The following is a 12,380-nucleotide window of genomic DNA, read 5'->3' on the forward strand; positions in this document are numbered from 1 at the left end:
CTTTAGTTATGGTGCAGGAATGCTTAGGAGAGGAGTTTTTAGACATGGGTGAAGCAGCGTATGTTACCGTCTCAGCGCTGACGAAGTATATAAAACGAAAATTCGATGTAGATCCTCACCTAGAAAATATTTGGATTAAAGGCGAATTATCGAATGTAAAGATACACACACGAGGCCACATTTATTTCACTTTGAAAGACGAAAACGCAAGAATGCAGTCGGTGATGTTCGCTAGACAAAGCGAGCGTCTGCCTTTTAAACCTGAAAACGGTATGAAAGTGCTGGTCAGAGGCGGAATTTCCGTATATGAACCGAGCGGAAACTATCAACTATATGCCAAAGAAATGCAGCCTGACGGGGTCGGAGCGCTCTATTTAGCGTACGAAGAATTAAAAAAGAAGCTTGCCGGAGAAGGTTTATTTGACGACCGCTACAAAAAACAAATCCCCGCATTTCCAGCCACAATCGGGGTTGTGACATCTCCAACGGGTGCCGCTGTCAGAGACGTTATTACAACTCTAAAAAGAAGATATCCCCTTGTGAAAGTCATTGTTCTTCCAGCGCTCGTACAAGGCGAAAATGCGAGCAGATCCATTGTTACGCGCATTGAAGAAGCAAATGAAAAAGAGATGTGCGACGTATTAATTGTCGGGAGAGGCGGCGGTTCGATAGAAGAACTGTGGGCATTCAATGAAGAAATTGTAGCTCGCGCAATCTTTGCTTCCAATATTCCAATTATATCGGCAGTTGGGCATGAGACGGATTTTACGATCAGTGATTTTGTCGCAGATATCAGAGCAGCGACGCCGACAGGGGCAGCTGAGATTGCCGTGCCTCATACCACTGATTTAATCGAACGGACAAAAACAGCGGAAGTCAGGATGACAAGAGCGATGCAGCAGCATCTCGGCCAGAAAAAAGAACGGATTCAAACGCTGCAATCGTCCTATGCCTTTCGTTTTCCAAAGCGATTGTATGCGCAAAAAGAGCAGCAGTTTGACCTCGCGTACCAGCAGTTTCAAGCACAGCTGACCGCTCTTTTAGATCGGAAAAGCAGACAGTTGGAGCGGGAAACGTACAGATTAGAGGCACTGCATCCTCATGAACAGCTGAAGCAAGCAAAAACACGCTACGAGGAACAGACGAATCAGCTGAGAAAAAATATGAATATCCAAATGAAGCAGCTGCATTCCCAATTCCAAACAGTTCTTGGCAAGCTGAATGCACTAAGTCCTCTTCAAGTGATGGAAAGAGGATACAGTCTTGCTTATAAAGAAGATAAACTCATTAAAAGTGTCAATCAGATAGAAGAGAAGGACCGGCTAGAAGTGAAGCTGACGGATGGCGTGCTGGCCTGTGAAGTATTAGAAAAGAGAGGGGAAGAAAAATGACAGACGTGAAAAAAAATGAAAACATGACATTTGAAGAAGCGATGAAAGGGCTTGAGAGCATTGTCTCAAAGCTTGAAGAGGGGGATGTGCCTCTAGAGCAAGCGATTAACTATTTCCAAGAAGGCATGGCTTTATCCAAAATGTGCCATGAAAAGCTGCAAAAAGTCGAAAAGCAAATGGACTTCATTTTAAAAGAAGACGGCGAACTGGCACCTTTCAGTGTTCAGGAGGAAGACGAAGGTGACAAATAAATTAACGAGTTTTCTGGCGGACCGGAAAAAAACAATTGAAAATCAGCTTTCTGTCTATACAGAAAAGCTTGATATGCCGGACTCATTAAAGAAATCTATGCTGTATTCTCTAGAGGCCGGCGGAAAGCGGTTGCGTCCTCTGATTGTACTGGCTGTATTAAACGCATATGGAAAAAGCGAACAAGACGGCATTCCGGTCGGCTGTGCTGTCGAAATGATTCACACATATTCGCTAATTCATGATGATCTTCCATGCATGGATGATGACGATTTGCGCCGCGGGAAGCCGACAAATCATAAAGTATTTGGTGAAGCGACAGCAGTATTAGCGGGTGACGGACTGCTCACGGAAAGCTTTAAGCTCATCACCTCCCACGTGTCAGACGAGGTGTCAGCAGAAAAGCGCCTTCGGCTTGTCAATGAACTGATTTCAGCGGCAGGCACCGAGGGCATGGTCGGGGGACAAGTCGCTGATATGGAAGCGGAAAACCGCCAAGTCACGCTTGAAGAGCTGGAATCCATTCATGAACGGAAAACTGCCAAGCTTCTAGGTTTTTGTGTAATCGCCGGCGCGATTTTGGCGGATGCACCTGAGGAAGACATTGAAACCCTGCGTACCTTCAGCAGCCACATTGGAATCGGTTTTCAAATCAGAGACGATATTTTAGATTTAGAAGGCAGTGAAGAGAAAATCGGCAAACGTGTCGGCTCGGATACCACAAATGACAAATCGACTTACCCATCACTTCTTTCACTGGAAGGGGCCAAACGTAAATTGGAGGCTCATATAAAAGAGGCGAAGCGATTAATCGGCGGACTATCTCTTCAAAAAGACCTTTTGTATGAGCTTTGTGATTTAATTGCGGCAAGAGATCACTAAAACGATCCTAATTTGAAGCGGCTGCACGAGATATGGTAAAATGTAAGCAGTTTATATGAAAAATGAAAAGGAAAGCGCGTTTGTCTTTTTTTATGTCCGAGATGATTGTCCAGCTCGGCATTCTGGAAGACATGTGTCATTGCAGAAATTCATGCTGAAAGTGAGTTGATCCGCTTTGGATCTTTTATCAATACAGGACCCGTCGTTTTTAAAAAACATGTCCATTGATGAATTAGAGAAATTAAGTGATGAAATCCGTCAGTTTTTAATTACAAGTTTATCCGCTTCCGGCGGCCACATCGGCCCAAACTTAGGTGTCGTAGAGCTTACTGTTGCACTGCATAAGGAATTTAACAGCCCGAAAGACAAGTTTTTATGGGATGTAGGCCATCAGTCGTATGTCCATAAGCTGCTGACAGGTCGCGGAAAAGAATTTGCGACGCTTCGCCAGTACAAAGGGCTTTGCGGATTTCCAAAGCGGAGCGAAAGCGAGCACGATGTTTGGGAAACCGGGCACAGCTCGACTTCTCTGTCAGGCGCGATGGGAATGGCAGCTGCGCGTGATATTAAAGGAACGGATGAATATATTATTCCGATTATTGGGGACGGCGCGCTGACCGGCGGAATGGCGCTTGAAGCCCTTAATCACATCGGCGACGAGAAAAAAGACATGATTGTCATTCTTAATGATAATGAAATGAGTATTGCACCAAATGTCGGCGCCATTCATTCTATGCTCGGACGGCTTCGCACTGCGGGGAAATACCAGTGGGTCAAAGATGAGCTTGAATACCTATTTAGAAAGATTCCGGCAGTTGGAGGCAAGCTTGCCGCGACAGCTGAACGGGTCAAAGACAGCCTGAAATACATGCTCGTCTCCGGAATGTTTTTCGAGGAGCTTGGTTTTACGTATTTGGGCCCGGTGGACGGACATTCTTATCATGAGCTGATTGAGAATCTTCAATACGCCAAAAAAACGAAAGGCCCTGTTCTCCTGCATGTCATCACGAAAAAAGGGAAGGGGTACAAACCGGCTGAGACCGATACAATTGGAACATGGCACGGTACCGGACCATACAAAATTAATACCGGTGACTTTGTAAAACCGAAAGCCGCAGCTCCTTCATGGAGCGGCCTTGTCAGTGGAACTGTGCAGCGAATGGCGCGCGAGGACGGACGCATTGTAGCCATTACGCCGGCTATGCCTGTCGGTTCAAAGCTTGAAGGGTTCGCAAAGGAATTCCCTGACCGGATGTTCGACGTAGGAATCGCAGAACAGCATGCCGCAACAATGGCTGCAGCTATGGCGATGCAGGGTATGAAGCCGTTTTTGGCAATTTACTCAACCTTCCTGCAAAGGGCATATGACCAAGTCGTTCATGACATCTGCCGCCAAAACGCCAATGTGTTTATTGGAATTGACCGTGCAGGACTCGTTGGCGCAGATGGAGAGACACATCAAGGCGTGTTTGATATTGCGTTTATGCGTCACATTCCAAACATGGTCTTAATGATGCCGAAAGACGAAAATGAAGGCCAGCACATGGTTCATACAGCACTTAGCTATGACGAAGGTCCGATAGCGATGCGTTTTCCGCGCGGAAACGGACTCGGCGTAAAAATAGATGAACAGTTGAAAACGATTCCGATCGGTACGTGGGAGGTGCTGCGTCCAGGGAACGATGCTGTCATCTTAACATTCGGTACAACAATTGAAATGGCGATTGAGGCAGCCGAAGAGCTGCAGAAAGAAGGCCTTTCGGTGCGTGTTGTGAATGCGCGTTTTATTAAGCCGATTGATGAAAAGATGATGAAGAGTATCCTAAAAGAAGGCTTGCCCATTTTAACAATTGAAGAAGCGGTCTTAGAAGGCGGTTTCGGAAGCTCGATTTTAGAATTCGCTCATGATCAAGGTGAATATCATACACCGATCGACAGAATGGGTATTCCTGATCGATTTATTGAACACGGAAGCGTAACCGCGCTTCTAGAGGAAATTGGACTGACAAAACAGCAGGTGGCAAACCGTATTAGATTACTGATGCCGCCAAAGACACACAAAGGAATTGGATCATGACGTCAAAGAAAGAACGATTAGATGTATTATTAGTGGAAAGAGGGCTGGCGGAAACGCGTGAAAAAGCCAAAAGAGCCATTATGGCGGGGATCGTCTATTCAAACGAAAACCGCTTGGACAAGCCTGGAGAAAAAATTGACCGCGACCTTCCGTTAACCGTCAAAGGAAACCCGCTGAGGTATGTGAGCAGAGGCGGTTTAAAGCTCGAAAAAGCGCTGAAGGAATTTCCCGTCTCTGTCAAAGATAAAATTATGATTGATATTGGCTCCTCCACTGGCGGTTTTACGGACTGCGCTTTGCAAAATGGAGCTAAACAGTCATACGCTGTGGATGTAGGCTATAATCAGCTTGCGTGGAAGCTCAGACAGGATGAACGGGTCGTCGTGATGGAACGGACGAACTTCCGTTATGCAACACCGGCAGACTTTACAAAGGGCATGCCGGAGTTTGCCACAATAGATGTGTCCTTTATTTCCCTGCGGCTCATCCTTCCTGTCCTTAAAACATTGCTCGTACCGGGCAGCGACTGCATGGCTCTTGTTAAGCCTCAGTTTGAAGCAGGACGGGAATCGGTCGGCAAAAAAGGGATTGTCAGAGATCCTAAAGTGCATGCTGATGTGCTCAAGCGAATGATCAGTTTTTCTGCCGCTGAAGGCTATATCTGTAGAGGCCTGTCATTTTCTCCGATCACGGGAGGAGACGGAAATATTGAGTTTCTCCTTCATTTGTATTGGCCGGGAGAGGGACAGGCAGGTCAGGAACTGCCGGAAGAAGAGATCATGCGCGTTGTAGAAGAGGCACATACGACGTTAAAAGAAAAAAAAGCAGATGTACCGGAATAATAGTGCGCTATTATTCCTTTTTTCTGCATTCATGTACAATGTGCAGAGAATCATATAACATAAAAGAACAGATAAGCTGGAAATAGAGGTGCTTACATGAACAAAGGCCAGAGGCATATTAAAATCAGAGAGATCATTACGAGCAATGAAATCGAAACGCAGGATGAATTGGTCGACATGCTGAAGCAGGATGGCTACAAAGTGACGCAAGCGACGGTATCACGGGATATTAAAGAACTTCACCTTGTAAAAGTGCCTACGAATAATGGTTCTTACAAATACAGTCTTCCGGCGGACCAGCGTTTCAATCCGCTTTCAAAGCTAAAGCGGGCATTGATGGACGCATTTGTGAAAATAGACTCAGCAAGCCATATGATTGTGCTGAAAACGATGCCGGGCAATGCCCAGGCAATCGGGGCGCTGATGGACAATTTGGACTGGGATGAAATGATGGGGACCATTTGCGGAGATGATACGATTTTAATTATTTGCCGGACTCCTGAAGATACAGAAGGCGTAAAAAACAGGCTGCTTGAACTGCTGTAACAGAAAAACTAACAAAGATAAGAGGTGTAATGCTGTTTGTTAGCTGAACTATCGATTAAAAACTTTGCCATTATTGAGGAACTGACGGTTTCTTTTGAACGCGGGCTTACGGTTTTAACAGGAGAAACCGGAGCCGGCAAATCCATCATTATAGATGCCATTTCTCTTTTAGTCGGAGGCCGCGGATCATCTGAATTTGTTAGATATGGGGAAGCGAAAGCAGAACTTGAAGGGCTGTTTCTTTTGGAGAGCGGCCATCCCGTTTTAGGCGTATGCGCTGAGCAGGGAATCGACGTTTCAGACGAAATGATCGTCATGAGAAGAGATATCAGCACGAGCGGAAAAAGCGTTTGCCGTGTCAATGGCAAGCTTGTCACGATTGCCTCGCTAAGAGAGATCGGCAGGCTTTTATTAGATATTCACGGGCAGCACGATAACCAGCTGTTAATGGAAGACGAAAATCATCTCCAGCTCTTGGACAAGTTTGCCGGAGCCGAAGTGGAAAGCGCGCTACAAGCGTATCAGGAAGGGTACCAGCGGTATACGAAGCTGCTCAAAAAGCTAAAACAGCTTTCTGAAAGCGAACAGGAAATGGCCCATCGCCTTGATCTCATTCAATTTCAGCTCGAAGAAATCGAATCAGCAAAGCTTGAGATCAACGAAGATGAACAGCTTCAAGAAGAGCGTCAGCAAATTTCAAACTTTGAGAAGATATATGAATCGCTGCAAAATGCATATAATGCGCTTCGCAGTGAACAGAGCGGATTGGACTGGGTCGGAATGGCATCAGCCCAGCTTGAAGATATATCTGATATTAACGAACCGCTGAAAAAACTGTCTGAGAGTGTTTCGAACTCCTACTATCTGCTTGAGGACGCTACATTTCAGATGAGAAATATGCTGGATGAGCTTGAATATGATCCGGAACGCCTGAACTATATTGAGACGCGGCTCAATGAAATCAAACAGCTGAAACGAAAATACGGTGCCACTGTCGAGGACATTTTGGAATATGCTTCTAAAATTGAAGAAGAAATTGACCAAATTGAAAACAGGGACAGCCACCTCCAAAGCCTGAAAAAGGAGCTTGACTCCGTTGGCAAGGATGTCGCAGTGGAAGCGGCAAATGTTTCTCAAATCCGGAAAACATGGGCGAAAAAACTGGCTGATGAGATTCATCGGGAATTAAAAAGCCTGTACATGGAAAAATCAACGTTTGATACGGAATTCAAAATCAGACAAGCGTCACGCAATGAAGAGGCACCGGTTGTAAACGGCCAGCCTGTTCAGCTGACTGAACAAGGGATCGATCTGGTGAAGTTTTTAATTTCAACCAATACAGGCGAGCCGCTGAAATCTCTTTCGAAAGTCGCTTCAGGTGGAGAGCTGTCACGGGTGATGCTTGCCATAAAAAGCATTTTTTCCTCACAGCAGGATGTGACATCGATCATTTTTGATGAGGTTGATACCGGTGTAAGCGGCAGGGTCGCACAGGCAATCGCTGAGAAGATCCATAAAGTGTCAATAGGATCACAAGTGCTTTGTATTACACACTTGCCTCAGGTGGCTGCCATGGCCGATACGCATCTTTATATTGCGAAGGAGTTAAAAGACGGCAGAACGACGACACGTGTCAAGCCGCTTTCTAAGCAGGAAAAAATAGTGGAAATCGGACGCATGATTGCAGGTGTCGAGGTAACCGATTTAACGAAACGCCATGCGAAAGAACTTTTAAAACAAGCGGATCAAGTCAAAACAACTGGGTAAGCTGCGCGAAAAGCGCAGCTTATTTTTTTGTTTACATCCATTCGTTCATCAGTATATCCAATGTTTTTCTTCATATGACAGTTATAAATAAGCCTCCAAAAGGCAAAATTAAATGATGTAGCAGCAAGTCATAAAGAAGGTGTGGGATAGGAGCGAGGAGAGTGAAGTAGTGAATGCCCGATAACATCAGAAAAGCAGTAGGTTTAATTCTCCTTGTTTCGTTATTAAGTGTAGGTTTATGCAAACCGCTAAAAGAGTATTTACTGATTCCAACGCAAATGAGAGTATTTGAATCCCAAACACAAGCGATTGAAACAAGCTTATCGGTAAACGCTCAGACATCAGAATCGTCAGAAGCGTTTACAGTAAAGAAAGATCCGCACGAAATTAGGGTGACAGGCAAAAAGTCAGGTGAGTCAGAATTAGTATACGATCTTGCCGGATTTCCAATAAAAAAAACAAAAGTGCAAGTTCTTCCTGATTTAAAGGTTATACCTGGCGGACAATCAATCGGTGTAAAACTTCATTCCGTCGGTGTTCTTGTCGTCGGATTCCATCAAATCAATACAAGTGAAGGTAAAAAATCTCCGGGAGAAACAGCCGGAATTGAAGCGGGCGACATTATTATTGAGATGAATGGACAGAAAATTGAAAAAATGAACGATGTAGCCCCATTTATCCAAAAAGCCGGAAAAACCGGTGAATCTTTAGATTTACTGATCAAACGTGACAAACAAAAAATCAAAACAAAGCTGATTCCACAAAAGGATGAACAAGAAGGCAAATACAGAATCGGATTATATATCAGGGATTCTGCTGCCGGCATTGGCACTATGACCTTTTATGAACCGAAAACAAAAAAATATGGAGCACTTGGACACGTGATTTCCGATATGGACACAAAGAAACCAATTGTGGTGGAGAATGGAGAAATCGTTAAATCCACTGTAACATCAATTGAAAAAGGGACAGGCGGTAATCCGGGAGAAAAACTGGCGCGATTTTCCTCAGAACGCAAAACGATCGGGGATATTAACAGAAACAGCCCATTCGGGATTTTCGGCACGCTGCATCAGCCGATTCAAAACAACATTTCAGATCAAGCACTGCCGGTTGCATTTTCTACTGAAGTCAAAAAAGGGCCGGCTGAAATTTTAACGGTCATTGATGATGACAAGGTGGAAAAATTTGATATTGAAATCGTCAGCACAACGCCGCAAAAATTCCCTGCGACAAAAGGAATGGTGTTGAAAATTACTGATCCAAGGCTGTTGAAAGAAACAGGGGGCATCGTACAGGGGATGAGCGGAAGCCCGATCATTCAAAATGGAAAAGTGATCGGAGCTGTCACCCATGTGTTTGTAAATGACCCGACAAGCGGCTACGGTGTTCATATTGAATGGATGCTGTCAGAAGCAGGAATCGATATTTACGGAAAAGAAAAAGCAAGCTGACTGCCGGAGTTTCCGGCAGTTTTTTTGTTTTGATCCCTCTTCACTTCTCAGAATACATACGGTAAAATATACAAAAGAAGATTTTTCGACAAATTCACGTTTCCTTGTTTGTCAAATTTCATTTTTAGTCGAAAAACAGAGAAAAACATAGAATAACAAAGATATGCCACTAATATTGGTGATTATGATTTTTTTAGAGGGTATATAGCGGTTTTGTCGAATGTAAACATGTAGCAAGGGTGAATCCTGTTAACTACATTTGGGGAGGAAGAAACGTGGAGAAAATTAAAGTTTGTGTTGCTGATGATAATCGAGAGCTGGTAAGCCTGTTGAGTGAATATATAGAAGGACAGGAAGACATGGAAGTGATCGGCGTTGCTTATAACGGACAGGAATGCCTGTCGTTGTTTAAAGAAAAAGATCCCGATGTGCTCGTATTAGATATTATTATGCCGCATTTAGACGGACTTGCGGTTTTAGAGAGGCTGAGGGAATCAGATCTGAAAAAACAGCCGAATGTCATCATGCTGACAGCCTTTGGACAGGAAGATGTCACGAAAAAGGCCGTCGATTTAGGCGCGTCCTACTTTATTCTCAAACCGTTTGATATGGAAAACCTTGTTGGTCATATCCGCCAAGTCAGCGGAAATGCCAGCAGTGTGACGCATCGTGCGCCATCATCGCAAAGCAGCATTATACGCAGCAGCCAGCCTGAACCAAAGAAGAAAAATCTCGACGCGAGCATCACAAGCATTATCCATGAAATCGGCGTCCCAGCCCATATTAAAGGCTATCTCTATCTGCGTGAAGCAATCTCAATGGTATACAATGACATCGAATTGCTCGGCAGCATTACAAAAGTCCTCTATCCGGACATCGCCAAAAAATTCAACACAACCGCAAGCCGTGTAGAAAGAGCGATCCGCCATGCAATTGAAGTGGCATGGAGCAGAGGAAACATTGATTCCATTTCCTCGCTGTTCGGTTATACTGTCAGCATGACAAAAGCTAAACCGACAAACTCAGAGTTCATTGCGATGGTTGCGGATAAGCTTAGATTAGAACATAAGGCTTCTTAAACATGTGGATATTATGTGATAATTAAATCAAACGTCTTTTATTTATTGGTTTGCGCTGATAAATAGGAGGCGTTTTGTTTTTGGGGACATTTGTTATCATAGGTGATGGATATGAAAAATTTATTTTCCGTAAGGGAGGTATGTGTTTGAAAAATATGGTCTGCTGATTGCTTTATTTATTCTTGCGCTTTGCGTCAATTCGAACATCATTACAGATTCACGCTTACTAGGCACCCTGATTGACTTTATCTCATTTACAGTCATGGTTTCATGTGTTCTCGCTGCTTGGATTATCAAAAACAAACAATCAGGATCAAATTGAAACCTTTCTCCTGCAAAATCGTAAGTAAAACGTATTGATGTAAAAAGGAGACATACGAATGAAAAAGAAAAAAACAAGAAAGCGTGATGGACTTTTCCTAGATTTTCTTTTTGAAGTAGGTGGGGAGCTCTTTCTTTTGCTGTTTCGGTGTGTACATAAACTATTTATATAAAGGGAAAAAAGACTGCCGAATCCGTTTCGGCAGTCTTTTCATATTAATCTTTATAAGGCACCCAGCCAGGCGTGTTCACAATGGCTTGCCATAGCGGTTCAGGCAAATGATATTTTTCTTTATCTGTGCCTTTGATTACTGTTTCGATTTGCTTTTCACGGCCTTCTTTTACTTTTACCGCCCAGTCAGGGTCAACTAAAACTTCTCGTCCCATTGCGACTAGTGGAATACCGTTTTCGATGACGGCCAGCGCGTCATCTGCGGAATGGATGGAACCGACGGCGATCAGCGGCACTTTGTTTCCGACACGTTCATTCAATAAGTCCATGCGTGTGCGAGTTGGATCTGCACCGCGGCGTGCTTTTGAGTTCACGTCCATCAGTGAAATATGAAGATAATCCAATTCTTTATCCCCTAAAGCGTCAACAAGCGTAAAGGTTTCAGTCATTGTCAACCCTGGTGTCTCAGGTTCTTCCGGAGACAGACGGTAGCCGACTAAGAACGCGCCCTTCGCATGTTCTGAAGCGGCTTTTTTCACTTCATCGACAATAGCGAGCGGGAAGGCTAATCGTTTTTCATCGCTTCCTCCCCAGCGGTCCGTGCGCTGATTGGTTTTTGGAGAATAAAACTGCTGAATCAAGTAGCCGTTTGCACCGTGAATTTCGACACCGTCAAAGCCGGCTTCAATGGCTCGTCTTGTCGCTTCTCCAAACGCCTTCACAATGTGTTCCACTTCTTCTTCTGTTAATGCGCGAGCAATTTGTTTGCCGTTATCAAACACGTCACTTGGCCCCACAACATCCTGTTGAGGAACGAGCTCAGATGGGCATTCGATGCCGCCATGATGAATTTGCACAACGGCTTTAGCGCCTTGTGCCTGAATGGCTTGTGCTAATGTTTTTAAACCCGGAATGTTGGAATCGTCGTGGATGGCCGGCTGCCCAGGAAATGCTTTTCCGTCCGGTGTGACATTTGCGCAGGCTGTAATCACCATTCCCATCTCTTTTGAACGAGGGATGATGTAGTCAAGCTCTGCTTCAGAAATTGTACCGTCTTCATTAGAAGCGTAATGAGTCATTGGTGCGACTGCGATCCGGTTGTCGATTGTAACACCGCTTTTAAACGTGAAGGGTTCAAACAGCGGCTTATACTTAGGATTCATTTGATCATCTTCTTTCGTTTGGATTCGCACATATTCTAGCCTATATGTAAAAATTAATGCAATTGATCTGCTTTACCGGCTGAATATCTTGAGTGCAGAGTGATATTTTCGCCGCTCTTTTTCAGGGCCTTTGTAGCCGCCGCTGATTTGGTGGCCGATGGAGCATGTGATGAGAGCGGCCGCCAGCAGCAGAACGAATTTTTTCAAGGAAATATCCTTTCAAAGGTTACGCCTGGCTGATCTAGCAGTCAAACCATTTGCTCACCCAATTCACAAATTTTTAAAAATGAATAAAAAGTTGCTTCTTTCCGCTAATTTTTTCTAATTAGCGCCTCATTTAGAGCCATCCTCATAGACAAATCTGCTCGTTATCTTTCTAACAACAGGAAATGATCGGGTCGTATAGCCCTTTTGAAAATCATGGAACTTGATCGCCT

The 12,380-nt window shown here is 44.4% G+C and carries 12 protein-coding genes; 10 read left to right on the forward strand and 2 right to left on the reverse strand.

Features of this window, described 5'->3' with window-relative positions; all coding sequences use genetic code 11:
• Positions 1-44: 44 nt before the first annotated feature.
• The 10 genes from xseA to NZD81_RS03670 all read left to right on the forward strand — a co-directional run bounded on the left by xseA (position 45) and on the right by NZD81_RS03670 (position 10,609).
• Positions 45-1,391: an exodeoxyribonuclease VII large subunit gene (gene xseA / locus NZD81_RS03625; protein WP_041521376.1), complete on the forward strand. Its 1,347-nt coding sequence runs from the start codon at positions 45-47 to the stop codon at positions 1,389-1,391.
• Entirely contained in the window at positions 1,388-1,642 is a 255-nt protein-coding gene (locus NZD81_RS03630) for an exodeoxyribonuclease VII small subunit (protein ID WP_003226409.1), read from the forward strand. Before xseA ends, NZD81_RS03630 begins: the two co-directional genes overlap by 4 nt.
• A complete protein-coding gene (locus NZD81_RS03635; protein WP_071578614.1) occupies positions 1,632-2,522 on the forward strand; it encodes a polyprenyl synthetase family protein in 891 nt (296 codons plus the stop codon). Before NZD81_RS03630 ends, NZD81_RS03635 begins: the two co-directional genes overlap by 11 nt.
• Positions 2,523-2,697: 175 nt before the next feature.
• Entirely contained in the window at positions 2,698-4,599 is a 1,902-nt protein-coding gene (dxs, locus tag NZD81_RS03640; protein ID WP_148343644.1) for a 1-deoxy-D-xylulose-5-phosphate synthase, read from the forward strand.
• Positions 4,596-5,441 (forward strand): TlyA family RNA methyltransferase, encoded by an 846-nt coding sequence (locus NZD81_RS03645; RefSeq protein WP_040082669.1) that lies wholly within the window; start codon positions 4,596-4,598, stop codon positions 5,439-5,441. Before dxs ends, NZD81_RS03645 begins: the two co-directional genes overlap by 4 nt.
• Before the next feature lie 96 nt (positions 5,442-5,537).
• On the forward strand, positions 5,538-5,987 hold the full coding sequence (gene argR / locus NZD81_RS03650) for an arginine repressor ArgR (RefSeq protein ID WP_003230265.1): 450 nt from the start codon (positions 5,538-5,540) through the stop codon (positions 5,985-5,987).
• 36 nt (positions 5,988-6,023) lie between these two features.
• On the forward strand, positions 6,024-7,754 hold the full coding sequence (gene recN / locus NZD81_RS03655) for a DNA repair protein RecN (RefSeq protein ID WP_134975350.1): 1,731 nt from the start codon (positions 6,024-6,026) through the stop codon (positions 7,752-7,754).
• Positions 7,755-7,927: 173 nt separating this feature from the next.
• Complete coding sequence (gene spoIVB, locus NZD81_RS03660) at positions 7,928-9,208, forward strand: SpoIVB peptidase (protein WP_014664555.1); 1,281 nt, start codon at positions 7,928-7,930, stop codon at positions 9,206-9,208.
• A gap of 275 nt (positions 9,209-9,483) precedes the next feature.
• Complete coding sequence (spo0A, locus tag NZD81_RS03665; protein WP_003226427.1) at positions 9,484-10,287, forward strand: sporulation transcription factor Spo0A; 804 nt, start codon at positions 9,484-9,486, stop codon at positions 10,285-10,287.
• Between the two features lie 142 nt (positions 10,288-10,429).
• On the forward strand, positions 10,430-10,609 hold the full coding sequence (locus NZD81_RS03670) for a hypothetical protein (RefSeq protein WP_014664554.1): 180 nt from the start codon (positions 10,430-10,432) through the stop codon (positions 10,607-10,609).
• A 215-nt stretch (positions 10,610-10,824) separates the two neighbouring features.
• Here NZD81_RS03670 and NZD81_RS03675 read toward each other — a convergent pair whose 3' ends face one another.
• Both NZD81_RS03675 and NZD81_RS03680 read right to left on the reverse strand, forming a co-directional pair.
• Complete coding sequence (locus NZD81_RS03675; protein ID WP_041521374.1) at positions 10,825-11,943, reverse strand: NADH-dependent flavin oxidoreductase; 1,119 nt, start codon at positions 11,941-11,943, stop codon at positions 10,825-10,827.
• A gap of 72 nt (positions 11,944-12,015) precedes the next feature.
• Entirely contained in the window at positions 12,016-12,156 is a 141-nt protein-coding gene (locus NZD81_RS03680) for a hypothetical protein (RefSeq protein WP_373922682.1), read from the reverse strand.
• Positions 12,157-12,380 lie beyond the last annotated feature (224 nt).

The organism is Bacillus sp. B.PNR1 (genome assembly GCF_030386235.1).
Lineage (GTDB): Bacteria > Bacillota > Bacilli > Bacillales > Bacillaceae > Bacillus > Bacillus stercoris.